Raw genomic sequence first — 24,263 nt, 5'->3', positions numbered from 1 at the left:
TCAAGTGCGCCGCAGTGAAACAATCCGTACGCATTATCGTTAACGACCATCGCCAGCAAGCCGGCTCCTACGGGGGATCAGGGGTGATTTTGGGAGGTGCGGGTTTCCTGCACGGTCACGGTAGCCGTTGTCCCCGCCCTCAGTTTGTCCTTGCCGGCATAGTCGGCGTCGATTTTTATCCGCACCGGCACCCGTTGCGCCAGTTTGACCCAGGTGTAACTGGGGTTGATGTTGGCCAGCAGGCGGCCGCCGGGCAGGTTCTCGCGGTCGGCGATGGCGAAGGCAATGCTTTGCACCGTGCCGCCGAAGGTTTCGCCGCTCATCAATTCGATCCTGACCCGATCGCCCTCCCCGATTCTCGGCAGCTTGGTTTCTTCGAAATAACCGCTGACATAAAACGAATCGCTGTCCACCAACGCCAACAATGCGCCCCCGGCCGCGGCATAGTCGCCCTGTCGGGTCAGCAGGTTGGTGACGTAACCGCTGACGGGCGCTTCGACCCGGGTGCGCTGCAAATCCAGTTCCGCCTGGGTCAAGGCCGCGACGGCCAATTGCACATTGGCCTGCGCCAGCCCCAGGTTGGCCTGGTTACGCAGCAACTCAGCCTGTGCTACCGCCACCTCTGTGCTGGACTTTTCCCATTCTTCGCCCGAAATCGCGAAGCGTTGCTTGAGCGTGCGCCGCCGGCGCTCTTCACTCTGACGCTGGCGCAGCAGTGCTTCGCTGGCGACAATCGTTGCTTCGGATTGGCCGAGAGTGGCCTTCGAAACCTCCACCGAACGCTTGGCATGCTCCACTGCGAGGACATAGCGAGCCGGGTCGATCTCCAGCAGTAACTGGCCCTTGTCGACATGCTGATTGTCCTGAACCCTCAGCGCGACAATGCGCCCCGAGACATCGGCGGACAAGGTCACCACATCAGCTCGCACCCGTGCATCGCGAGTCCAGGGTGCGCGGGTGTAATGCTCCCAGGCGAACCAGCCGAGCACAAAGGCCAGCAGCACCACCGCCACCGTTGTGAGCCGGGCAAGGATCTTCTTCAAGGCATCAGGCTCCCATCACCAGAATCAGCGTCGCGCAAACGCAGGCGTACAACGCACCTTCAAACAAGGCTTCGTGCCATACGAACCGCAATACACCGAGGCGGCGCAAGGTCCAGTCCAGTAGCAGGAAAATCGGCAAGGCCAGCAACAGCGCCTGCGCGATCGGCGGCAAATAGACGCCGCCTACTTCCAGGTCAATGGGCAAGGATGGGGTCTCCTTCCTGTTCGGCGGGTTGAAACCAGGCGCGATATCGCTCCAGAAACGACACCACAATCAGCAGCGCCACGCGCATCCTGAAGACCGACCACAGGTGTTCATGAACGTCCAGATGCAAGTCGTCCATTTCATCACCCAGGACATGCAGGTTCTCCAGCAACCGTTCAAGGTCGATCCCGGCGCGCCCGGCAATCAATCGCCCTGTCTCGCGGACCGCCGCCAGCAAACGGTTCAATTGATCGGTACTGAGCAACGTGTTGTCTCGCGCCTGTTGCCTGAGCTGATTCAACGCCACGCCCAGTGCCATGCACCCGAGGCTGACTTCAAACAGGTCTCTGGAATGCTTGTCACTGATCGCCGGCAACAACCCCAACATCATGGTCAAGCGGTCGACCATGCGGCTTTCAAACGCAAATTGTTGCTCGTCGGTGGCCGGGGTCTTCAGCAAAGCGTAGACCTGCTGGCAGTTCTCATTGAACAGCCGACGCATCCGCAAAACGGGTCGGAACGGGAAGATCAAGGCATAGACACTGAGTGCAAGTGCGGTGGCACTGATGTAGGCGCCGGCAAACTCGAACCACTGAATCGCGGTGTTTTGCCCGACGCCGACGTTTTGCGGGCCCAGCAACAGCATCGTCGTCAATCCGAGGCCGATGCCGGTGCCCGTGGTTGGCGGGCTCGACAGCCCCACCGCGACGGCATACAGCAACGGAGCGAGCAGCAAGGCCAGCAGCTCGAAGCCATTGATCATCGGAATCAGCAAGAACAAGTAGAGCGCCGACACCACCAACGCGAGCCCAAGCCCCCTGGCAAAGCTCTGGCTGGCCAGTAATGGCCGAGGGAAAGTCGCCATCAGCGAACAGAGAATCCCCACCACAATCATCCCGCCCCGAGCCCCGTCCCAACCGGTCTCGATCCAGATGAACCCGGCCACCACCAATGCAGTAAAGGCGCGGATTGCGTTCATTGCCGCCAGCGTATAGTCCAGATGCAACGGATTTTCCTGGCCGCGGAATACGCTACTGGCCGCCCGCTCTTCCTGGATTGCGTCACTCAGTTCCAACATCTGTCCCAGTTGCTCCAGCATCCGGGCCTGCTCCCAACGCAGTGCCCAGGCCAGGGAACGCAACGTGGCAGGCATCGTCTCGGTGAGTTGTTCAGCCTTGTAGGCTTGATCATCGAAACGCTGTTGCAGCGCCGCGAAATGGTGCCGCGCCTCGCTCGACAGCGAGCGCCCTTGCAGGGCCAGTTGATCGAGGAAGGCCAGCTCTTCGGCGCGCAAACGCTGGATTTCCTCGGGTAATGCCCCTTGCCAACGCTCGGTCAGCAGTTCTCGCTGGTGACGCAGCGCCGTCAGGCGCGAGGTCAGTAATACGAGCTGATTACCCAGTAGCTGCACGAGACCATTGGCGCTGCGTAACCGTGGCGCGTCGAAATACAAATGCCGGCGTACGCCTTCGAGGGCGCTGATTTCCCCCAACAGTTGCATCTGCCGACGGTGAAAGTCAGCCTCGCTTTCTTCGGTACGAATGACCGCAGCGGCATGGGTTGCCAGCAGCTTGATGACTTGATCGATTTTGGCGAAATAGTCCCGGGCCACGGTTTCCGGGCGCGCGGTGAGCAGGCTGACCACACACACGCAGGCCACCGCCAACAAGGTTTCGGTGACGCGGGTCACGGCCAACAGGAACGTGCCGTCCTGATCAGGTACTGCCAACAGTGCCACGACCACCGCCGTGTAGCCGCTCAAGACAAATGCCTGGGAACTGGTGTAGCGCAACAAGGTGCCGCCGGCGGTACACAACGCCAGCCACAAGGCCAGGGTCACGATGAAAGGCAACGGCGCCTGGGGAAAAATGGCCATGATCACCACCGCGACGACGGCCCCGAGTGTGGTGCCGATGACCTGACCGAAACTGCGGGCCAGGGCCATTCCGCCCAATGGCTGACTGACGATGACCACCGCCATGATCGACCACTTGGGTTGGTCGAGGTCGAACAGGAACGCCAGGTACAGCGTCAACAGCCCGGCCGCGATGGTTCTCAAGGCGAACAACACCACCCCTGGGCCAGGGTTGAGTATTGCCTTGAAGTATTGAAGCAGCGGTTGCATGGGAACGCTCATCGGGTCATCTCCAGCAAGCGTAGTCACTGCTTCGGCGGCTCGACAGGGTTTCAGTGTCGACAGCACTTGTAGGAAAAATACTGACTATTCGCCGCGCAATGGCCTCAGGGTTTGACTCACAGCCCGGCCTGACCGAAGCTGGCAACCTTGCAAAAGCTTGCCTGCTACCGGATTCCTGCATGCCCCAGTCCCGCCGTTACCTGATCATCAGCCTCTGTGTCCTGTTTGCCATCGGCCTTGCGTGGCTGTTGCTGCGCAGCACAACGCCCGTGGTGCCGGAGGCGATCAAGCGCGGTTTCAGCGAAGCCCTGGCCCAGGCGCGGGCCGGGCAACCGGGCGCAGCGCGGGTTTTGTACCAGCAATTGGGGCGCCCTGACATTTCGCCCAAACGCCGCGTCTGGCTGCATGCCGAACTGCCCAATTATCCCAGCCCGCTCGCCCTGAAACTGGCAGACGCAGACCTGCAACACCCGGCCGCCGAGGTGCGCATCGCTGCGATCAAAAGCATCAGCGGTTTAGTTCCCAGCGGGCAACGCAGCCTGCTGTTGGGCCCGTTGCTCGATGACAGCGAACAAAGCGTGCGGTTTACCGCCGTGAACGCATTGCTGGGGCTGTCGCCGGACGACCTTGGTTTGTACTTTGGGCCGTTGCAACAGGCGATCGACGCGTGGGAGCAAGTGCTCACGAGTGCGCCCGACAGCGCGGACAACCAGTACCAACTGGCCCGGCTGCACCTGCACAACGGCGAATTCAAGGCGGCGCAACAGGCGCTCGAGAACACTTTGCGTCTTGCGCCTGACAATCTGCCGGCACTGGTGATGCAGATCGAGGTGCTGGACAAACAGGGCCAAGGCGAAGCCGCCCGATTGCTATTGGCCAAACAATTGAAGGCTCAACCCGAGTCCGCCTACCTGCAACATGCCTTGGGGCTCTGGTTGCTGCATCACGGACAGAGTGAGTTCGCCCTGCTCGGCCTGTCCAAAGCCGTGGAGCTGGAACCGGACAACAAGGATTACCGCTACGACCTCGCCACCACGCTACACGGCGAACAAGAGCTGGAGGCGGCGCAGAAACAGTTGCAGGAAATCGTCCAGCGTCATCCGGCCGACCGCAAGGCACGGGTGTTGTTGATCAACTACTGGAAAGAAAGCGGGCAACTGCAAAACGTGCAAATTCTGTTGGCGCAACTCGAACAGCTCAATCCGGACGATCCCGCCCTGCAGCAAGGGCTTTGAATCATCGCTGATCTTGCGGTCGCCATCGCCAGCAAGCTGGCTCCTACAGGATCGGGGCAACACGACGCAGCATTGTAGGAGCGAGGCTCGCCCGCGAAGAACGATAACGCGCAGTGTCAGAACTTACGCCATCGCCAGCAAGCCGGCTCCTACAGGTCTGGGGCAACCTGTCGAGCCATGCTCAGGACAGCATGTCCTGCATTATTTCCTGCAACACATCCAGATCAAACGGCTTACCCAGAATCGGCGCCGTGCGCGTAATCGGACTGTCGGTCTCGCGGATTTCCTGCGGGTAGCCGCTGATGAAAATCACCTTGAGCTCCGGTCGCAGTTTCACGGCGGGTTCGGCGATCTGCACGCCGGAGATCCCGCCCGGCAGTCGGAAGTCGGTGATCATCATGTCCAGATGCGGCTTGCTCGCCAGAATCTCGAAGGCCTGCTCGCCGTTTTCGGCCTGCAAAACCCGGTAACCCTCACCCGACAGGTAGGCCGACAGCACCATCAGGATCGAGGGGTCATCTTCGACGATCAGTACGACATCTTGTGCATCTTCACTCATGGGTAGCCTTTGTTCGGTCAATAGCTGCTGATACGACCGTGAGGTCGATCAGAGGTTGCGTTTAAATGGCTGTTTTCCTACAGCGGCAGACAAACGCGAAACAGGGCGCCTTCGCCAATCCGGCTCTCGACGGTAATGGTACCGCCATGGGCGGTCACAATCTGTTCTGAAATAAACAACCCCAGGCCCAGCCCGGCGACGGCGTGTTTGGCCGAAACCCGTTCGAACTGCTGGAAAATACGCTTCTGGTTTTCTTCACCAATGCCGATCCCCTGATCGCGTACGTCCACCCGCGCCTGACCGCTCTCACTGTACACCTTCACGGTGATCGGGCTCTTCGCGCCGTATCGCAAGGCGTTGGTCAGCAGGTTGGAAATCACCTGTTCTATACGAAATTCGTCCCAATTGCCCTCCACCGGATACTCGGCGTCCAGGGTGACCGAGGATTCGGCGGCATCGATCTGCGGGGCGAAATTTTGTAACAAGTTGCGCACCAGTGCCGACAGATCGAAGCGTGTCGGTCGGATCGACAGCTTGCCAGTGCGAATGCGCGACACATCGAGCATGTCTTCGATCAGGCGAATCAGGCTTTTGATCTGCCGCTCGTCGCGGTCGACCATCGCGTGCATCTTTTCCAGGGTGAACGCTGCGGCGTTGTCGCGCGCCAGGTGCATCTTGCGCAGCTGGGTTTCGAGGATCAGACCGTTGAGCGGCGTACGCACTTCGTGGGCGACGATGGACATGAAGTCATCGCGCATGCGCACCGCCTGCTCCAGTTCCAGCTGGGTGCTCTGCAACTGTTTAAGCAGCGCTTCCTGCTCGCGGCGGCTCTGCTCCAGCGCTTCGACCTGTTGCTTCATGGCCTTGCTCTGGCGGAACAGATCGACGAACACGTTGACCTTGCTCTTGACCGCGTGGATATCCAGCGGCTTGTGCAGGAAGTCCACGGCGCCGCTTTCGTAGCCCTTGAACGCATAGTTCAGCTCACGGCCGGCGGCGCTGACGAACACAATCGGGATGTTCTTGGTTTTTTCCGTGCCGCGCATCAACTCGGCCAGTTCGAAGCCATTCATGCCAGGCATCTGCACGTCGAGAATGGCCATGGCGAATTCGTGTTGCAGCAACAGCGACAAGGCTTCGTCGGCGGACAAGGCTTTGTAGACGATGCGGTCTTCGCGTTTGATCAGCGCTTCGAGCGCCAACAGGTTCTCCGGCAGATCGTCGACAATCAGCAGTTTGGCTTGGATGTTACTTAGCATGCTATTCGTTCCAGCTCGACAAGCAGACGGCCGATGTCGTTGATAGGGAGAACATGGTCTGGCTGGTGAACATCCAGCGCCGCCAGGGGCATGGTCGCGACTTGGGCTTCTTTCGGATCCTGGACGATGGTCAGACCGCCACGCTGTTTGACCTCGGCCAGGCCGCTGGCGCCATCGCGGTTGGCGCCGGTCAACAGCACGGCGGCCAGGGCGGGACCGTAGGCATCCGCCGCCGACGAGAACAGAAAGTCGATGGCGGGCCGCGAATAATGCACGCGGTCTTCCAGGCTCAGGGAAAAGCTGCGGTCCTGCTCCACCGACAAGTGATAGCCCGGCGTGGCGAAATACAGCGTGCCCGCTTCAATCAGCGTCTTGTCATGCGCCTCGACAACGCGCATGGCGACTCTTCGGGAAAACACGTCGGCGAGATGGCTGCGACGCTCGTCCGGCAGGTGCAGCACCACGATGATCGGCAGCACGAAGCCTTCGCGCAGAGGGCTGAGGATGCTCAGCAACGCCTCCACGCCACCGGCCGAAGCCCCGATCACGATAGCCTCCACAGAAGGCAATTTCGCTGCACTGTTCATGATTTACGGTAGATCCGTTCTTGTTTGACCAACGGCTCGAACTGGTTGCCGAAGGCCGAAAAATCCGGGGTTTCCTTGCTGCCCAGCACCAGAAAACCGCGATGACAAAGGGATTCGTGGAACAACCCGAACGCCCTGTCCTGAAGTTTTTTATTGAAATAAATCAAAACATTACGGCACGAAATTAATTGAGTTTCTGAAAAGACACTGTCGGTCGCCAGGCTGTGGTCGGCGAAGGTCACGTTCTCACACAAACTCTTGTCAAAAATCGCGTAGCCATACGCCGCCGTGTAGTAGTCGGCGAATGAACGCTGGCCACCTGCCTGCTGGTAGTTATGAGTGTAGGCCCGGACATTCTCCATGGAGAAAATCCCCTGCTTGGCCTTGTCCAGCGAGCGCGGATTGATGTCGGTGGCATAGATGATGGTGCGATCGAGCAAACCTTCCTCGCGCAGCAGAATCGCCATCGAGTACACCTCTTCTCCGGTGCTGCAACCGGCGATCCAGATCTTGATCGAGGGGTAGGTCTTGAGCAGCGGCACCACTTCCTGGCGAATGGCGAGGAAGTGCGAAGGGTCGCGGAACATCTCGCTGACCGGGATCGTCAGCAATTGCAGCAACTGCATGAACGCGGTTGGATCGTGCAGCACCTTTTCCTGCAGCGCCGAAATGGTCGCGCACTCGAACTGGCTCAACGCATGCTGGACGCGGCGTTTGATCGACGCGCCGGAATAATCACGAAAGTCGTAGCTGTATTTGAGGTAGATCGCCTCGATCAACAACCGCAATTCGATTTCGCTACTTCGCTCCACTGAATAATTGCGTTCCACTAAATGCGTTCCATCTTCGGTAACCACACGCGAATCAGCGAGAACAGGCGATCCAGGTCGATGGGCTTGGCCAGGTAATCGTTGGAGCCGGCCTGCAGGCAACGCTCCTGATCGTCCTTCATGGCCTTGGCCGTCACCGCAATGATCGGCAGCTTGCGCCAGCGCGGGTCCTGACGGATCAGGCTCGTCGCCTCGAAACCGTCCATCTCCGGCATCATCACGTCCATCAACACCAGATCGATGTCCTCCACTTCATTCAGTCTTTCAATCGCCTCACGACCGTTCCGGCCGATGACCACGATTGCGCCCTTTTGCTCCAGCGCACTGGTAAGGGCGAAGATGTTGCGCACATCGTCGTCCACCAACAGCACTTTGCGACCCTCGAAGACCTTGTCGCGGCTGCGCGCGGTCTTGAGCATCGTTTGCCGTTCATGGGACAACCGCGATTCGACTTTGTGCAAAAAGAGTGTGACCTCATCCAGCAGACGCTCCGGCGAGCGTGCACCCTTGATGATGATCGAGCGCGAATACTTGCGCAGTTCGGTCTCTTCATCGCGAGTGAGGTTGCGCCCGGTGTAGACGATCACCGGCGGGAACGAACAGATGTCCTCGGTGGACATGCGCTTGAGCAGATCATTGCCCAACATGTCGGGCAGTTTCAGGTCGATGATCATGCAGTCGAAAACGGTGGTGCGCAGCAGGTCCAGCGCATCCTGCGCGAGGCCGACAGCAGTAATCTCGATGTCATCGTCGCCGATCAACCGGGCAATGCTGTCGCGCTGCAAGTCATCGTCTTCCACCAACAGCACGCGTTTGACCTTCTGGGTCAGCTTGGCTTCGAGGCGGGCAAACACGTCCTTGAGTTCTTCACGGGTGGTCGGCTTGACCGCGTAACCAATGGCGCCCATGTGCATCGCGGCTTCGACCCGGTCTTCGACCGAGATGACGTGCACCGGGATGTGTCGGGTTTCCGCGTGTTCCTTCAGGCGCTGCAACACGGTCAGGCCAGAGTGGTCCGGCAGGCGCATGTCCAGCAGGATGGCGTCGGGAATGTATTCCTTCGCCAGGTCATAACCTTCGTCGGCGCCGTGGGCCACCAGGCACTGATAACCCAGTTCGTGGGCCAGATCGTAGAGGATGTGCGCGAAGTTTGACTCATCTTCCACCACCAGAATGCAGCGAGTGGTGAAAGGAGCCTTGCCTCGATCGTCGTCGAAACGCGGGATATCGACTTCGGCGATCAGCGGCACCAGGGCAGGTGCCGGTGCTCTCGGCGTCAGCGCAACCGGTGAGGCCTGCATCGGCTCGACCGGCGTCTCGCCCGGTTCAACGTATTGCTGCGGCAAGACCAGGGTGAACACACTGCCCTGCCCCGGTTCGCTGGTGACGCTGATGGAACCGCCGAGCAATGCCGCCAGATCACGGGAAATCGACAGGCCCAGCCCGGTGCCGCCGTAACGGCGATTGGTGGTGCCGTCGGCCTGGCGGAACGCTTCGAAAATGCTTTCCTGCTGCTCTTGTGCGATACCGATCCCGGAATCGCGGACGATAAAGGCAATGCCGTCGCCGGGCTGGCTGGCGACGGTCAGGCTGACCGTGCCTTTCTCGGTGAACTTCACCGCGTTGGACAACAGATTTTTCACCACCTGCTCCAGACGCTGGCGGTCGGTGAAAATCATCATCGGTGCGCCGGGCTGCACATCGACCTGGAAATCCAGCTGTTTGTCCGTCGCCAATGGCTGGAACATCCCGCGCAAACCGTCCACCAGGCGGGCGACGCTGGTGTTTTCCGGACGCATATCCAGCTTGCCGGCCTCGACCTTGGAGATGTCGAGAATGTCGTTGATCAAGTTCAGCAAATCGTTACCGGCTGAATAGATCGACTCGGCGAATTTGACCTGTTCGGCGCTGAGGTTTTCCTGCGGGTTTTCCGCCAGCAACTTGGCCAGGATCAACGAACTGTTCAGCGGCGTGCGCAATTCGTGGGACATATTGGCGAGGAATTCGGACTTGTACTTGCTAGAGCGCTGCAACTCTTCGGCGCGCTCTTCGAGTTGGGCCTGGGCCTGATTGAGTTCGGTGTTCTTCAGGTCCATGGCATCGCGTTGCTCGGCCAGAGTCAGGGCCTGTTCGGCAAGTTGTTCGTTGGTCTGCTCCAGCTCGACCTGCTGGGTTTCCAGATGCGCCTGGGATTCCTTGAGAACCCTTGATTGCTCTTCAAGCTCTTCGTTGGCGGTCTTGAGTTCTTCTTGCTGAACTTGCAGTTCTTCGTTGAGTTGCTGGGTTTCGGCCAGCACTTCCTGCAAGCGTTGACGATAGCGCGCGGCCTCGATGGAAGTGCCGATGTTGCCGGCAATCAGTTCGAGCAGTTCGATGTCGCGGTCGTTCAACGGGCGCAGGAAGCCGAGTTCGATGACCCCGTTGACCCGATCGTCATCACTGGTCGGCACCACCAGCACACTGTGCGGCAAACCTTCACCGAGGCCGGAACTGACCTTGAAATAGTTGCTTGGCACGTTGTCGAGGCGTATCAGCTTCGCCTGTTGCGCCACTTGCCCGACAATCCCTTCGTCGCTGTAAATCTGTTGTTCAAGGGCTTCCTGCTCACGGGAAAAACCGTAAGAGGCAATGCGCTTGAGGCCGCCATGCTCCTCACGTACATAAATAGCCGCCACCGCCGTGCCGAGGTATTGCGCGCAAAACTGCAGAATGTTGCGCCCCAACAGATTGAGCGACAGTTGCCCCAGCACTTGCTCGGCCAGCTCGGTCTGGCCATTGCGCAACCAGGCTTGCTGTTCCAGACGATGGGCACTGGCCTGTTGCGCAGCCAGGTTGGCGCTGTAGCTTTGCGAAAGGTTGAGCAGATCCCGCCTGCCAATGTAGGCGAGCAACCCGCTGATGCCGACAATGAACAGCAGATAAAGGCTGATGCTCCAGATCGTGCTGCGGCGCACTTCTTCGTTACGCGTGGCGCGTAACTGCTGCTCCATGTCGATCACGTCTTCGAATTGCTTGCGGATCTCATCAGTCAGGCGTTTGCCGCGCCCGGCCTTGATGGCGCTGCGGTAGTCACCGCCCGCATGCTGCAAGTCGATCATGTTCTGCGCGTAAGTCGCCCATTCATCCTGCAGGGCCTGGAGTCGTTGCAGGCGATCGGTTTGCACCGGGTTGTCCGCCGTCAGTTCGAGCAAGGTCTTGACCGCTACCGCGACTCTCGGCTTGGCGGTTTCGTAGGGTTCAAGAAATCTCTCGTCGCCACTGAGCAGGAAACCGCGCATGCCGGTCTCCAGATCGACGGTCAGCTTGACCGCTTCATTGGCGTTATTGATCACCCGGTCGGTGTGCTGGACCCACTGGATCACCGACAGCAGATAGGTGATCAGCGAGACAAAGAACACCGCACTGAGCACACCGACACCCAACGGCAGGCTGACGTTGCGGCTCAGGAGTTTACGAAATCGTTGCTCGTCAACCGAAGACGCAGTGGTCATGGGAGGGCCTTGTCGAACTGTTGGAATCCAGGGAGTCTGCCTCAAATCTGCCGCATTGATCCAATTTTCTGACGTGATTGTGCGCTAAATCCTACATTCAACTGCCCCAGCGCAAAGGAGCGGTTATCCTTGTCCGCCCTGGTACGGCTATTCTTTTTCCAGTGGGGTCGGGAACTTGTCGGGGTCCGTTACTTACTCATGCTAGAGCCCGGCGTTTTTGATCGGCCGGTCACTGCGAATTCAACTGTTGAGAACCCCCATTATGTCCGCTGAAACATCCATCATCCTGGTCGTTGAAGACGACGACATCGTGCGCATGCTGATCGTCGATGTGCTGGAGGAGCTGGAATTCAAGGTTCTGGAGGCGAACGGATGCGAGCAGGCGCTGGAATTTCTCAATGATGAAGATCAATACATCGATCTGATGATGACCGACGTCGGTTTGCCGGTCATGGATGGCCGCGAACTGGCCACGCAGGCGCGCATGGTTCGCCCGGAACTGCCCGTCCTGTTTGCCAGCGGCTACGCAGAAAATATTGAGGTGCCCGCAGGAATGCATGTGATCGGCAAACCGTTTTCCATTGATCAATTGCGCGACAAGGTCAAAGGCATTCTCGCTATTACCTAGCCTTCGTTGAGCGGGCTGAGGAATCGTCCTCGGCTGTGGTTTAATTGCGCCCCGCTTTTATTCCCCTGCCCGTTTCAAGGAATCTCCCTGCATGAGTCTGCCCCGCGCCACCAAAGTCCTGGTTATCGGCTACGTCTGGCCCGAGCCACGCTCTTCCGCGGCGGGTGGGTATGTGATGCAACTGCTCGGGACGTTTCTGCAACAAGGCTGGGACGTGACCTTCAGCAGCCCCGCCGGTGCTGGCGAACATCAGGAAGACCTGACGGCGCTGGGCATTCGTGAAGTGCCGATCGAACTGAACAACAGCAGTTTCGATGTGTTTGTCCGCGAACTGGCGCCGGACATCGTGCTGTTCGAGCAATTCATGATGGAAGAACAGTTCGGCTGGCGTGTCGAGAAGCACTGCCCTGATGCCTTGCGCGTGCTCGGAACGCAGGATTTGCAAAGCCTGCGCCATGCCCGGCATCAACGGCTCAAGGACCGGTTGAAGGCCAGCGACGACGACAATGACTTCAGCGGGCTTTTCGCACCGGCCTTGCGTGAAGAGTTCGAACTGATGGCCGACACCGACCTGGCGAAACGGGAAATCGCTGCGTTGTATCGCTGCGACTTGAACCTGATGATTTCCGAAACGGAAATCGAGTTGCTGGTCGAGCAGTTCAAGGTGCCACGCAGCCTGCTGCACTGGTGCCCGTTGATGGTCGATCCACCGAGCGCGCCGCTGGCGGGTTTTGAGGAGCGCGCGGACTTCCTCAGTATTGGCAACTTCCGTCACGCGCCCAACTGGGATGCGGTGCTCTGGATGAAAACCACCATTTGGCCACTGATTCGCGAGCAATTGCCCACCGCTCGTTTGCTCATCTACGGAGCCTACACGCCACCCAAGGCGACCGCGCTGCACAATGCGGCGCAAGGTTTCCATGTAATGAACTGGGCAGAAGACGCGTTGCAAGTGATGTCGGCCGCTCGCGTGTGCCTGGCGCCATTGCGCTTCGGTGCGGGCATCAAGGGCAAAATCGTCGATGCGATGATTTGCGGTACACCGAATGTCACCACGCCGATCGGTGCCGAAGCGATGTATGGCCAAGGCCCCTGGCCGGGCGCCGTGACCCGCACGGCACGCGAGTTTGCCGATAGCGCGGTGCAACTCTATAAAGACCAGGCCCAATGGTCGAACGCCCAGGCTGTTGGCCTGGAACTGCTGGCCGAACGTTACCAGCTGCACACCCACGGCCCGGCGTTGATTGCAAAACTAGAGTATTGCCAACAGCACTTGCGGACACTAAGACGGGACAACTTTACCGGCAGCATGTTGCGCCACCACCAACATAAAAGCACTCAATACATGGCGCAATGGATTGAAGCGAAAAACAGAACTAAAGATGACACTTGATCGTTAGAATCGTCTCCTCTGACGATTAACCTACTGTGCAAGGACGCACAATGAATAACGATCTAACAGCAACTAAGCTTAACTTCCTCTACAACAACCAATCATTTACCACCCATCGCTGGATGACCCAACTTCCGGTCATTGATTCACTCTCGCTTGCGGAACTGGTTTTACCTGGCGCGCATAATGCCGGCGTGGACAAAAAGGCCTCGTATGCGGCACCGGGCATCAGTCACTGGGCCGCTTGCCAGACCCATACGTTCTACTATCAATTGACCCAAGGTGCCCGCGCGCTCGATATCAGGCTGGAGTATGTAATCGGCAGCAATGGCGTCGGAACCTTCTGGTGCCAGCACAACGGGTTTCGCTCCTCCCGCTCCCTGGAAGACCTGATCACGAGCGTGATCCGGTTTCTGCAGGAAAACCCCGATGAGTTCATCGTGCTGGATTTTCATCAGTTGAATGCAGGCAACCAGGCCTTTGACCATCGGGAGTTCAACCGCCTGCTGATGACTCATTTGGGTGACCGGATAATTCCCTACACGAATGCGGGCCTGACACTCGGGCAATTGAAACGGGCCAGTCATGCCCGGCGCGTGCTGGTTGCCGCCGAATATCACCCGAGCTTCGATGCCACCTTGTTTTGCCGGTACATTCCGCACGAATGGAGCGGAATCGGGACGACCAGCATCAGTGAGCTGAACGCGCATATCACGCAGGTCATGCGATACCCGCCAACCAGCGACATGCCATGGTCACTCTCCGCCACCAGTTACCATGCCGTGGGCGGTCCGGTGAACATCGGCGAGCAGCTTGATCAATGGTTTGACCCGGCCGTCAGCGAGTGGATTCTAAGGTGCAGCATTATCAATGCGGACTTTTTTGAAACATCGAATCTGGTCAGCCATTGCCGGATGGCCAATCTGATCAAAGCCAACGCCTGACACTATTAATTTGTGCAGATGTTTCTGTCACTGGCAATGCTGGAACGCACCTCTATGCTTGAAATTACATATATCCACTTCATCCCACGGATGGGCTGAAGCCATTATCAGGAATGACAATGACCCAATCTTTACAAGGTACGTTCGACAAAAAGAAATGGATGAGTAATGTGCTCGACATCGACCGCCTGAAGTTGACCGACTTGATCTGGCCAGGCACTCACAACAGCGGCATGGACAAAAAAGCCCCCAACTATGATGTTGTCATTGGTAACTGGACCACGTGCCAAAACGATTCATTTGCGTGGCAACTGGCCAATGGTGCACGGGCATTTGATATCCGACTTGGTTACACCGAGGGGCGCGATCAATCGATCTTCTACTTTCATCACAATGGCTTTCAGTCTCATCGTGTCCTTGATGAGCTGATCGACGCGACAGTAGCGTTCCTTGATCAAAACCCGGACGAGTTCATCGTCTTCGACTTCCACCAAATGGGCGACGGTGCCAAGCGTTTTGACCACAAGAAACTCAATGACCTGCTGGTGAGTCGACTCGGGCACCGAGTCATACCGTCCTACGACGCGTCGAAAACGGTGGGCCAACTCAAACGCATGAGCACCCGCCGCAGGCTGGTGCTGGCAGCGCACGTTGTGCGGGGGCTGGACGATGATTACTTCTGGCCGCGCATCCCGCACAAATGGAGCGGCGAAACCTTCACCGACACGGCGGAACTGGAGCGCCACATTGCCAACGAGCTGCAAGACGCACCGTTCGAGAGCTTTCTCTGGTCGTTGTCGGCCACCAGCTACGGTTTTCTGGGCGGGCCTCAGGACATCAAGAACCAGATCAACGCCTGGTTCAACCCGACCCGGGACTGGGTGACGCGATGCAGCATTGTCAGCACCGACTTTTTCGATGAGTCAGACATCGTGCGTTACTGCTGGAGCGCGTCGAGCATGAAGGCGGTTTATGGCAGCGCCTTGCATCCGTAACCGGGCGCATGACGTCGGTCGACATGCCCCAGGCTGGCAATGTCGGCCGGTAAAGAGGCATGATCAGGGCGCAATAACAATAAAAGCGCCCTGATATGACCCGGACTGCAAGAGTCACCGATCCTTCCTACGAACTGATGGACGACCATAACGGGTTGTCGATCATCTATCGCCAGCACGGTTTCCCCTGCCCCTTGGTGCGCTGGCATTTTCACAAGGAATACGAACTGCACCTGATCGTCGCCAGCTCCGGCAAGGTGTTCATTGGCGACTACATCGGCAACTTCTATCCGGAAACTCTCTTCCTCACCGGCCCCAACCTGCCCCACAACTGGATCAGCCAGGTCGCCGAGGACGAAGTGGTGCCCAAGCGGGACATGCTGGTCAACTTCACCGACGAGCTGTTCGAGAGCGGCCACCAGGTGTTCGCCGAACTCAAGACACTGGCGCCCTTGCTGGAGCGCGCGCAGTACGGCATCGAATTTCGCTGCAAACACACCATCCGCCAGGCGATGACCTTGATGCAGCGAATCGCCGACACCAAAGGCATGACCCGCCTCGGGCACTTTTTCATTTTGCTGGAGCTGCTCGCAGCCACCGACGACTACCAACTGCTGTCCGGTGCCACAACGCCGCAACTGGCGGATGAACACAATATCGATCGCACCAACCGCGCGGTGGATTACATCTTTGCCCACTACGCCCGTGAACTGCCGCTGGAGGAAGTCGCCGAGCACCTGGGCATGAAGCCGACCTATTTCAGTCGAGTGTTCAAGCAAGCCACCGGGCGCTGCTTCATCGAGTTCGTCAACCGGCTGCGCATCAGCAAATCCTGTGAACTGCTGGCCGACGGCGACAAGCCGGTGACCGATGTGTGTTTCGAGTCGGGCTTCAACAATATCTCCAATTTCAATCGGCGTTTTCAGCAGTTGAAAGGCATGACGCCATCGCACTATCGGCGGTTGGCGGTGCAGCGGTTGACCGAACAAAACCTGGTTTGACCCAAAACCCTGTGGGAGCGAGCCTGCTCGCGATGGCGGCGTGTCAGGCTACATCAATGCTGGCTGATACGACCTCATCGCGAGCAGGCTCGCTCCCACAGGTGCTTATTTCAACCTGAAACCTGTACGTATTCGATAGCGCCTGACCGCCGAAAAGCCCTTCCCTGTGTTTCACGCCACCAACCTCAGTGCAAAATAGTATCAATTCAAGTGCGATGGATGATTTGTCTCATCCTCAATTGAAGGCTGTAATCAGCGCACATTCTTCCTGCCCCGGAAGACACAAAAACAATAACCGTCCTTCTGTCCCCTCCGGGTGCAGAAAAGGAGTGCACGATGCAACCTTCTGTAAAAGCTCTGCTAGCCCTCACCTGCATGACCCTCAGCAGCGTCAGCCTCGGCGCTCAGACCCTGACCATCGCCACCGTCAACAACAGCGACATGATCCGCATGCAAAAGCTCTCGAAAACCTTCGAAGCCGAGCACCCGGACATCAAGCTCAATTGGGTGGTGCTCGAAGAAAACGTCCTGCGTCAGCGCCTGACCACTGACATCGCCACTCAGGGCGGGCAGTTCGACGTGCTGACCATCGGCATGTACGAAGCTGCACTCTGGGGCGCCAAGGGCTGGCTGGAACCGATGAAGGATTTGCCGGCCACTTATGACCTCGACGACGTGTTCCCTTCGGTGCGTGAAGGCCTGTCAGTCAAGGGTTCGCTGTATGCCTTGCCGTTCTACGCCGAAAGCTCCATCACCTATTACCGCACCGACCTGTTCAAGGACGCCGGGCTGACCATGCCGGAACATCCGACCTGGGAACAGATCGGCGAATTCGCCAGCAAACTCACCAACAAGGATAAAGAGCAGTACGGCATCTGCCTGCGCGGCAAGGCCGGCTGGGGCGAGAACATGGCGCTGATCACCACCGTCGCCAATGCTTATGGCGCGCGCTGGTTCGATGAGAAGTGGCAACCGGAATTCACCGGCCCCGAGTGGAAAAACGCCCTGAATTTCTACGTCGACACCATGAAGAAGTCAGGCCCGCCGGGCGCGTCGAGCAACGGCTTCAACGAAAACCTGGCGCTGTTCAACAGCGGCAAATGCGCGATCTGGGTCGATGCCAGCGTCGCCGGCTCGTTCGTCACCGACAAAACCCAGAGCAAGGTCAGCGAGCACGTGGGCTTCACCTACGCGCCGCACCAGACCACTGACAAAGGCTCGGCCTGGCTCTATTCCTGGGCACTGGCGATTCCGACCAGCTCCAAAGCCAAGGACGCGGCGAAGACCTTCAGTGCCTGGGCAACCTCCAAGGAATACGGCGCACTGGTCGCGGAAAAGGACGGCATTGCCAACGTACCGCCAGGCACGCGGGCCTCGACTTACAGCGAGGCGTACATGAGCGCCGCGCCATTTGCCAAGGTCACGCTCGAGTCGCTGAAAACGGCGGACCCAAGCAAGCCGACGCTCAAGCCTGTGCCCTACATTGGCATTCAGTTGGTGACCATCCCCGAGTTCCAGGGCATTGGCACTCAGGTAGGCAAATCGTTCTCGGCGGCGCTGATCGGTCAGACCACGGTCGACCAGGCCCTGACCGCCGCCCAGCAAACCACAGAGCGTGAGATGAAGCGCGCGGGTTACCCCAAGTAACCCCGCAAAGCCCCCTGTAGGAGCGAGGCTTGCCCGCGAAAGCGTCGGTACATCCGACAAATATCTTTCGCCAGAACCATCGCTTTCGCGGGCAAGCCTCGCTCCTACAGTTGATCTTCGTTCGCCTATCGCTAATCGGTTTTGATCACCATGAATATTTCAACTGCCAAAGCTCACATGGACATTCCCCACCCGGTGCGTAAAAGCCGGTTGGCCAACCCCGGCTGGTTTCTGGTCAGCCCCTCGGTGGCCTTGCTGCTGCTGTGGATGATCGTGCCACTGGGCATGACTGTTTACTTCTCGATGATCCGCTACAACCTGCTCAACCCGGGCGAGAACGAGTTCGTGGGGCTTGAGAACTTTACCTACTTCCTGACGGACTCCGGGTTCATGCCCGGCGCCACCAACACGTTGTTGCTGGTCGGCAGCGTATTGCTGATCAGCGTGGTGCTCGGGGTGTTGATCAGTGCGCTGCTGGAGGCCAGTGATTTTCTCGGTCGCGGCGTCGTGCGGGTGATGTTGATCTCGCCGTTTTTCATCATGCCCACCGTCGGTGCGTTGATCTGGAAGAACCTGATTTTCCACCCTGTGTCGGGGATTCTCGCCTACGTCTGGAAACTGTTCGGCGCGCAACCGGTGGACTGGCTGGCGCACTACCCGCTGCTGTCGATCATCATCATTGTGTCCTGGCAATGGCTGCCCTTCGCGATCCTGATCCTGATGACCGCCATGCAGTCCCTAGACCAGGAGCAGAAAGAAGCCGCGCGCCTCGACGGTGCCGGGCCGATTGCGATCTTCTGGCACCTGACCCTGCCGCACCTGGCACGACCGATTGCCGTCGTGGTGATGATCGAAACGATCTTCCTGCTCTCGGTGTTCGCCGAAATCTTCACCACCACCAACGGCGGCCCCGGCTACGCCTCGACCAACCTCGCCTACCTGATCTACAACCAGGCGCTGGTGCAGTTCGACGTCGGCATGGCGTCCGCCGGCGGTTTGATTGCGGTGGTGATCGCCAACATCGCGGCCATCGTGCTGGTGCGCATGATCGGCAAAAACCTGACAGACAAAGCCTGAGGCCTGCGCCATGACCCTTCAACAATCCCGTCGTCTGCAAAGCCTGCTGCTCGGCACGCTGGCCTGGGCCATCGCGATCCTGATCTTCTTCCCGATTTTCTGGATGGTGCTGACCAGTTTCAAAACCGAAATCGACGCGTTCGCCACGCCGCCGCAATTCATCTTCACACCGACGCTGGAGAACTACCTGCACATCAACGAGCGCAGCGATTACTTCAGTTTTGCCTGGAACTCGGTGGTGATTTCCTTCAGCGCCACGGCGCTGTGCCTGCTGATCGCGGTGCCGGCGGCCTACTCGATGGCGTTCTACGAAACCCAGCGCACCAAAGGCACGCTGCTGTGGATGCTCTCGACCAAGATGCTGCCGCCGGTGGGCGTGCTGATGCCGATCTACCTGCTGGCCAAGAGCTTTGGCCTGCTCGACACGCGCATCGCGCTGATCGTGATCTACACGCTGATCAACCTGCCCATCGTGGTCTGGATGATTTACACCTACTTCAAGGACATCCCCAAGGACATCCTCGAAGCCGCACGTCTGGACGGTGCCACGCTGTGGCAGGAAATGGTTCGCGTGTTGTTGCCGATCGCCAAGGGCGGCCTGGCTTCCACAGTGCTGCTGTCGCTGATCCTGTGCTGGAACGAAGCCTTCTGGTCGCTGAACCTGACCTCGTCGAAAGCCGCGCCACTGACCGCGCTGATCGCTTCGTACTCAAGCCCCGAGGGGTTGTTCTGGGCCAAGTTGTCGGCGGTGTCGACCCTGGCCTGCGCGCCGATCCTGATCTTCGGCTGGATCAGCCAGAAACAACTGGTCCGCGGCCTGTCGTTTGGCGCGGTGAAATAATCCGGTAACCGATCCCTGTAGGAGCACGGCTTGCCGGCGAAGGCGTCCGTGAGATCGCTTTCGCCGGCAAGCCTGGCTCCTACGAAAAGCCTGTCCGGTTTAACCCGAATAAAAACAAGCGGAGGCCCATCACCATGGCCAACCTGAAAATCAAGAATCTGCAAAAAGGCTTCGAAGGCTTTTCCATCATCAAAGGCATCGACCTGGAAGTGAACGACAAGGAATTCGTGGTCTTCGTCGGCCCGTCCGGCTGCGGCAAGTCCACCCTGCTGCGCCTGATCGCAGGCCTGGAAGAAGTCAGCGGCGGCAGCATCGAACTCGACGGCCGCGACATCACCGAAGTCAGCCCGGCCAAGCGTGACCTGGCGATGGTGTTCCAGACCTACGCCCTGTACCCGCACATGAGCGTGCGCAAAAACATGTCGTTTGCCCTCGATCTGGCCGGCGTACCGAAAGCCGAAGTCGAGAAGAAAGTCGGTGAGGCGGCGCGCATCCTTGAGCTCGGGCCGATGCTGGAGCGCAAGCCGAAGCAACTGTCGGGCGGCCAGCGTCAACGCGTGGCCATCGGACGCGCCATCGTGCGCAACCCGAAAATCTTCCTGTTCGACGAACCGCTGTCCAACCTAGACGCGGCGCTACGCGTACAGATGCGTCTGGAACTGTTGCGCCTGCACAAAGAACTGCAAGCCACGATGATCTACGTGACCCACGACCAGGTAGAAGCCATGACCATGGCCGACAAAGTGGTGGTGTTGAACGGCGGCAAGATCGAACAGGTCGGCTCGCCGCTGGACCTGTATCACCAGCCAGCCAACCTGTTTGTCGCAGGCTTTCTCGGCACACCGAAGATGGGCTTCCTCAAGGGCAAAGTCACCCGTGTCGACAGCCAAAGCTGCGAAGTGGCGCTCGATGCCGGCACCCGCATCACGTTGCCGCTGAGCGGCGCCAGCCTGAGCGTCGGTGGTGCGGTGACGCTGGGCATTCGCCCGGAACATCTGGAGCTGGCAAAAACCGGCGACTGCACCTTGCAGGTCACCGCCGACGTCAGCGAACGACTGGGCAGCGACACCTTCTGCCACGTCCGGACCGCCTCCGGTGAAGCGCTGACCATGCGGGTTCGTGGCGATCTGGCCAGCCGTTATGGCGAGGCGCTGAGCCTGCACCTGGACGCCGAACACTGCCATTTATTCGATGCCGACGGCGTGGCGCTGACTCGCCCGTTGCGCGCAGCGGCCTGATTTCAGAGAGCCTGTGATGAAACTGAATAAACAGAACCTGCACCACCTCGCGCCCGAAGTGGTCCTGCCCGCCTACGCCCTGAGCGACGCCCGCCAAGGCATCGCGCACATTGGCGTCGGCGGCTTCCACCGCGCCCATCAGGCGTATTACACCGACGCCTTGATGAACACTGGCGAAGGCCTGGACTGGGCGATTTGCGGCGTCGGCCTGCGCGCCGAAGACCGCCGCGCCCGGGACGATCTCAAGGAGCAGGATTACCTGTTCACCCTGTTTGAACTCGGCGACACCGATGACACTGAAGTCAGGGTCATCGGCGCGATCCGCGACATGCTGCTGGCCGAGGACGGCGCGCAAGCGTTGATCGACAAACTGTCGAGTCCCGAGATCCGCATCGTCTCGCTGACCATCACCGAGGGCGGTTACTGCATTGACGACAGCAACGGCGAATTCATGGCCCACCTGCCGCAGATCCAGCACGACCTCGCGCACCCGGATTCGCCGGAAACCGTGTTCGGTTTTCTCTGCGCCGCGTTGGCCAAACGCCGCGCTGCCGGCACGCCGGCGTTCACCTTGATGTCCTGCGATAACCTGCCGCACAACGGCGCAGTCACCCGCAAAGCGTTGCTGGCCTTCGCCGCGCTGCGCGATGCAGACCTGCACGACTGGATCGCCGAAAACGTCAGTTTCCCGAATGCGATGGTCGACCGCATCACGCCAATGACCAGCACCGAACATCGCCTGCAACTGGCCGACAAACACGCGGTCGACGATGCCTGGCCGGTGGTCTGCGAACCGTTTGTGCAGTGGGTACTGGAGGACAAGTTCGTCAACGGTCGCCCGGCCTGGGAAAAGGTCGGCGTGCAATTCACCGACGACGTCACGCCGTACGAAGAGATGAAAATCAAACTGCTCAACGGCAGTCACCTGGCGCTGACGTACCTGGGTTTTTTGAAGGGTTACCGCTTCGTTCACGAGACCATGAACGACCCGCTGTTTGTTCGATACATGCGTGCCTACATGGACCTGGACGTGACGCCGCAACTGTCGCCCGTGCCGGGGATTGATCTGACTGATTACAAGAACACCCTGGTGGAGCGCTTTTCCAATCAGGCGATTGCCGATCAACTGGAGCGTGTGTGCTCGGACGGTTCGTCGAAGTTTCCCAAGTTCACCATTCCGACCATCAACCGCTTGATTGCCGATGGCCGGGAGACCAAGCGTGCGGCGCTGGTGGTGGCGGCGTGGGCGTTGTATTTGAAGGGTGTGGACGAGAATGGTGATACCTATGCCATTCCCGATCCTCGGGCGGCGTTTTGTCAGGCGCTGGTGGCGGATGATGCGTTGATGGCCCAGCGGCTGCTGGCGGTGGAGGAGATTTTTGGTACGGCGATTGCGCATTCGCCAGAGTTTGTCGCGGCGTTTGAGTGGTGCTGCAACAATTTGCGGGAAGTGGGTGTGACGCGGACGTTGGAGCGGGTGTTGGCGTAAAAGCGGCGGTGACATCACCGCCGTCATCGCGAGCAGGCTCGCTCCCACATTGGATCGGTGTCGTACACAAAATCCGCGTCCACTAAAGATCCCCTGTAGGAGCGAGGCTTGCCCGCGAATGACTTCACCCCGATAGACCTGACACACCAAGGACCTCCCATGGCAAACCAACAACTATTCCTCGGCATCGACTGCGGCACCCAAGGCACCAAAGCCATCATCCTCGATGCCCGCAACGGTCAGGTCCTCGGCCAGGGCGCCGCCGCACACACGTTGATCAGCGGCGCCAATGGCCGTCGCGAGCAGGACACATCGCAATGGCTGGAAGCATTCACTTCAGCCACGCGTCGTGCGCTGAGCGCAGCAAACGTCGACGGTCAGGACATCCTCGGCATCGGCGTTTCCGGTCAGCAACACGGCCTGGTCCTGCTCGACGAGCAAGGCCTGGTACTGCGCCCCGCCAAGCTCTGGTGTGACACCGAATCCACTCCGGAGAACGACCGTCTACTGGCGCACATTGGCGGTGAAAAAGGCTCGCTCGAACGCCTCGGCGTGGTCATCGCACCGGGCTACACCGTTTCAAAACTGCTCTGGACCAAAGAACAGCACCCGGAGGTTTTTTCCCGGATCGCGCGCATCCTGCTGCCCCACGACTACCTCAACTACTGGCTCACCGGCCGCAGTTGCAGCGAGTACGGCGATGCCTCGGGCACCGGTTATTTCAACGTGCGCACCCGCCAGTGGGACTTGCAGCTGCTGCGCGACATTGACCCCAGCGGTCGCTTGCAAGCAGCGCTGCCGGAGCTGATCGACGCCCATCAAGCGGTGGGCACGATCCTGCCGGGCATCGCCGAGCACCTGGGCATCAACCCCAAGGCGCTGGTGTCCAGCGGCGGTGGCGACAACATGATGGGCGCCATCGGCACCGGCAATATCCGGCCCGGCGCGATCACCATGAGCCTCGGTTCCTCGGGCACGGTGTACGCCTATGCCGATCAACCGACCGTCAGCGCTGACGCGTCGGTCGCAACATTCTGTTCCTCCAGCGGTGGCTGGGTGCCGCTGATCTGCACCATGAACCTGACCAATGCCACCGGAGTGATTCGCGACCTGTTCGAGCTGGATATCGAGCAGTTCAACACCCTCGTCGCGCAAGCACCGATCGGCGCCGAAGGTGTGAGCATGCTGCCGTTTCTCAACGGCGAGCGCGTCCCCGCCCTGCCCCACGCCACCGGCAGCTTGCTGGGCTTGACCATGACCAACCTGACGCAAGCCAATTTGTGCCGCGCCGTGGTCGAAGGCACGACCTTCGGTTTGCGTTATGGGCTGGACCTGCTGCGCCAGAATGGCTTACAAAGCCGCACCATCTGCCTGATCGGCGGCGGCTCGAAAAGCCAGGTGTGGCGCCAGATTGTCGCCGACATCATGAACACCAAGGTGATCTGCACCGAACAAAGCGAAGCCGCCGCCCTCGGCGCGGCGATTCAGGCGGCGTGGTGCAAATCCTGGGCAAACGGCCACGAAGACAGCCTCGCGGACTTGTGCGAGCGCTGCGTGAAGCTCGATCCGGCCAGCGAAACCCTGCCGATTGCAGAAAATGTAACGGCCTGTCAGCAGGCCTATGAACGCTATCAACAGCATGTCGCAACCCTTTAAAGAGTGAA

Annotated in this window: 20 protein-coding genes; 12 read left to right on the top strand and 8 right to left on the bottom strand. The window is 59.2% G+C overall.

Annotation, left to right across the window (positions count from 1 at the left end):
- Nucleotides 1-77: 77 nt before the first annotated feature.
- The 3 genes from IB246_RS03005 to IB246_RS02995 are packed head-to-tail and all read right to left on the bottom strand — an operon-like array spanning nt 78 to nt 3,385.
- Nucleotides 78-1,043: an HlyD family secretion protein gene (locus IB246_RS03005; RefSeq protein WP_008044282.1), complete on the bottom strand. Its 966-nt coding sequence runs from the start codon at nt 1,041-1,043 to the stop codon at nt 78-80.
- Between the two features lie 4 nt (nt 1,044-1,047).
- Nucleotides 1,048-1,248, bottom strand: coding sequence for a DUF1656 domain-containing protein (locus IB246_RS03000; RefSeq protein WP_008026537.1), 201 nt, complete (start codon nt 1,246-1,248; stop codon nt 1,048-1,050).
- Nucleotides 1,238-3,385: an FUSC family protein gene (locus IB246_RS02995; protein WP_008044280.1), complete on the bottom strand. Its 2,148-nt coding sequence runs from the start codon at nt 3,383-3,385 to the stop codon at nt 1,238-1,240. Before IB246_RS02995 ends, IB246_RS03000 begins: the two co-directional genes overlap by 11 nt.
- A 179-nt stretch (nt 3,386-3,564) precedes the next feature.
- On the opposite strand from IB246_RS02995, the gene IB246_RS02990 reads away from it, so the two are divergent.
- The gene (locus IB246_RS02990; protein ID WP_008044278.1) at nt 3,565-4,620 is read left to right on the top strand and encodes a tetratricopeptide repeat protein; all 1,056 of its coding nucleotides are present in this window, start codon (nt 3,565-3,567) and stop codon (nt 4,618-4,620) included.
- A gap of 181 nt (nt 4,621-4,801) precedes the next feature.
- On the opposite strand, the gene IB246_RS02985 is transcribed toward IB246_RS02990, so the two are convergent.
- The 5 genes from IB246_RS02985 to IB246_RS02965 all read right to left on the bottom strand — a co-directional run bounded on the left by IB246_RS02985 (nt 4,802) and on the right by IB246_RS02965 (nt 11,346).
- Entirely contained in the window at nt 4,802-5,179 is a 378-nt protein-coding gene (locus IB246_RS02985; protein ID WP_008026542.1) for a response regulator, read from the bottom strand.
- A 77-nt stretch (nt 5,180-5,256) separates the two neighbouring features.
- Complete coding sequence (locus tag IB246_RS02980; RefSeq protein ID WP_008044277.1) at nt 5,257-6,438, bottom strand: hybrid sensor histidine kinase/response regulator; 1,182 nt, start codon at nt 6,436-6,438, stop codon at nt 5,257-5,259.
- Nucleotides 6,432-7,025, bottom strand: a complete 594-nt coding sequence (locus tag IB246_RS02975) for a chemotaxis protein CheB (RefSeq protein WP_008026546.1) — start codon at nt 7,023-7,025, stop codon at nt 6,432-6,434. The genes IB246_RS02980 and IB246_RS02975 overlap by 7 nt, the downstream gene beginning before the upstream one ends.
- Nucleotides 7,022-7,855 (bottom strand): CheR family methyltransferase, encoded by an 834-nt coding sequence (locus tag IB246_RS02970; RefSeq protein ID WP_008044275.1) that lies wholly within the window; start codon nt 7,853-7,855, stop codon nt 7,022-7,024. The genes IB246_RS02975 and IB246_RS02970 overlap by 4 nt, the downstream gene beginning before the upstream one ends.
- Nucleotides 7,855-11,346, bottom strand: coding sequence for a response regulator (locus tag IB246_RS02965; protein WP_008044274.1), 3,492 nt, complete (start codon nt 11,344-11,346; stop codon nt 7,855-7,857). Before IB246_RS02965 ends, IB246_RS02970 begins: the two co-directional genes overlap by 1 nt.
- Nucleotides 11,347-11,608: 262 nt before the next feature.
- On the opposite strand from IB246_RS02965, the gene IB246_RS02960 reads away from it, so the two are divergent.
- From IB246_RS02960 to xylB, 11 genes are all read left to right on the top strand, one after another.
- Entirely contained in the window at nt 11,609-11,974 is a 366-nt protein-coding gene (locus IB246_RS02960; RefSeq protein ID WP_008044272.1) for a response regulator, read from the top strand.
- A 91-nt stretch (nt 11,975-12,065) separates the two neighbouring features.
- Complete coding sequence (locus tag IB246_RS02955; RefSeq protein WP_008044271.1) at nt 12,066-13,367, top strand: glycosyltransferase; 1,302 nt, start codon at nt 12,066-12,068, stop codon at nt 13,365-13,367.
- A 50-nt stretch (nt 13,368-13,417) separates the two neighbouring features.
- Nucleotides 13,418-14,311, top strand: a complete 894-nt coding sequence (locus IB246_RS02950; RefSeq protein WP_008044269.1) for a hypothetical protein — start codon at nt 13,418-13,420, stop codon at nt 14,309-14,311.
- Nucleotides 14,312-14,430: 119 nt separating this feature from the next.
- Nucleotides 14,431-15,306, top strand: coding sequence for a hypothetical protein (locus IB246_RS02945; protein WP_008044267.1), 876 nt, complete (start codon nt 14,431-14,433; stop codon nt 15,304-15,306).
- 95 nt (nt 15,307-15,401) lie between these two features.
- Nucleotides 15,402-16,307, top strand: a complete 906-nt coding sequence (locus IB246_RS02940) for an AraC family transcriptional regulator (RefSeq protein ID WP_008044265.1) — start codon at nt 15,402-15,404, stop codon at nt 16,305-16,307.
- A 336-nt stretch (nt 16,308-16,643) separates the two neighbouring features.
- Nucleotides 16,644-17,954, top strand: a complete 1,311-nt coding sequence (locus IB246_RS02935) for an ABC transporter substrate-binding protein (RefSeq protein WP_008044262.1) — start codon at nt 16,644-16,646, stop codon at nt 17,952-17,954.
- 177 nt (nt 17,955-18,131) lie between these two features.
- Nucleotides 18,132-19,031, top strand: a complete 900-nt coding sequence (locus IB246_RS02930; RefSeq protein ID WP_225609007.1) for a carbohydrate ABC transporter permease — start codon at nt 18,132-18,134, stop codon at nt 19,029-19,031.
- Nucleotides 19,032-19,041: 10 nt separating this feature from the next.
- Complete coding sequence (locus IB246_RS02925; RefSeq protein ID WP_007936731.1) at nt 19,042-19,872, top strand: carbohydrate ABC transporter permease; 831 nt, start codon at nt 19,042-19,044, stop codon at nt 19,870-19,872.
- A gap of 134 nt (nt 19,873-20,006) precedes the next feature.
- On the top strand, nt 20,007-21,110 hold the full coding sequence (locus tag IB246_RS02920) for an ABC transporter ATP-binding protein (protein WP_008044257.1): 1,104 nt from the start codon (nt 20,007-20,009) through the stop codon (nt 21,108-21,110).
- Nucleotides 21,111-21,126: 16 nt separating this feature from the next.
- Nucleotides 21,127-22,599 carry a mannitol dehydrogenase family protein gene (locus tag IB246_RS02915; protein WP_008044255.1) on the top strand — a complete coding sequence of 491 codons (1,473 nt, stop codon included), beginning with the start codon at nt 21,127-21,129 and terminating at the stop codon, nt 22,597-22,599.
- A 159-nt stretch (nt 22,600-22,758) separates the two neighbouring features.
- A complete protein-coding gene (gene xylB / locus IB246_RS02910) occupies nt 22,759-24,255 on the top strand; it encodes a xylulokinase (protein ID WP_008044252.1) in 1,497 nt (498 codons plus the stop codon).
- The last annotated feature ends 8 nt before the right edge of the window (nt 24,256-24,263 follow it).

This window comes from Pseudomonas sp. PDM01, from assembly GCF_014852325.1.
GTDB lineage: Bacteria > Pseudomonadota > Gammaproteobacteria > Pseudomonadales > Pseudomonadaceae > Aquipseudomonas > Aquipseudomonas migulae.
The sequence above is the reverse complement of the archived record's forward strand: the minus strand, read 5'-3'. Positions and strand labels throughout refer to the sequence as shown.

Bases quoted from the DNA above. Each gene is read 5' to 3' on its own strand.
- IB246_RS02995 (WP_008044280.1), bottom strand. From the start codon at position 3,385: ATGAGCGTTCCCATGCAACCGCTGCTTCAATACTTCAAGGCAATACTC.
- IB246_RS02990 (WP_008044278.1), top strand. From the start codon at position 3,565: ATGCCCCAGTCCCGCCGTTACCTGATCATCAGCCTCTGTGTCCTGTTT.
- IB246_RS02985 (WP_008026542.1), bottom strand. From the start codon at position 5,179: ATGAGTGAAGATGCACAAGATGTCGTACTGATCGTCGAAGATGACCCC.
- IB246_RS02980 (WP_008044277.1), bottom strand. From the start codon at position 6,438: ATGCTAAGTAACATCCAAGCCAAACTGCTGATTGTCGACGATCTGCCG.
- IB246_RS02975 (WP_008026546.1), bottom strand. From the start codon at position 7,025: ATGAACAGTGCAGCGAAATTGCCTTCTGTGGAGGCTATCGTGATCGGG.
- IB246_RS02965 (WP_008044274.1), bottom strand. From the start codon at position 11,346: ATGACCACTGCGTCTTCGGTTGACGAGCAACGATTTCGTAAACTCCTG.
- IB246_RS02960 (WP_008044272.1), top strand. From the start codon at position 11,609: ATGTCCGCTGAAACATCCATCATCCTGGTCGTTGAAGACGACGACATC.
- IB246_RS02955 (WP_008044271.1), top strand. From the start codon at position 12,066: ATGAGTCTGCCCCGCGCCACCAAAGTCCTGGTTATCGGCTACGTCTGG.
- IB246_RS02950 (WP_008044269.1), top strand. From the start codon at position 13,418: ATGAATAACGATCTAACAGCAACTAAGCTTAACTTCCTCTACAACAAC.
- IB246_RS02945 (WP_008044267.1), top strand. From the start codon at position 14,431: ATGACCCAATCTTTACAAGGTACGTTCGACAAAAAGAAATGGATGAGT.
- IB246_RS02940 (WP_008044265.1), top strand. From the start codon at position 15,402: ATGACCCGGACTGCAAGAGTCACCGATCCTTCCTACGAACTGATGGAC.
- IB246_RS02935 (WP_008044262.1), top strand. From the start codon at position 16,644: ATGCAACCTTCTGTAAAAGCTCTGCTAGCCCTCACCTGCATGACCCTC.
- IB246_RS02930 (WP_225609007.1), top strand. From the start codon at position 18,132: ATGGACATTCCCCACCCGGTGCGTAAAAGCCGGTTGGCCAACCCCGGC.
- IB246_RS02925 (WP_007936731.1), top strand. From the start codon at position 19,042: ATGACCCTTCAACAATCCCGTCGTCTGCAAAGCCTGCTGCTCGGCACG.
- IB246_RS02920 (WP_008044257.1), top strand. From the start codon at position 20,007: ATGGCCAACCTGAAAATCAAGAATCTGCAAAAAGGCTTCGAAGGCTTT.
- IB246_RS02915 (WP_008044255.1), top strand. From the start codon at position 21,127: ATGAAACTGAATAAACAGAACCTGCACCACCTCGCGCCCGAAGTGGTC.
- xylB (WP_008044252.1), top strand. From the start codon at position 22,759: ATGGCAAACCAACAACTATTCCTCGGCATCGACTGCGGCACCCAAGGC.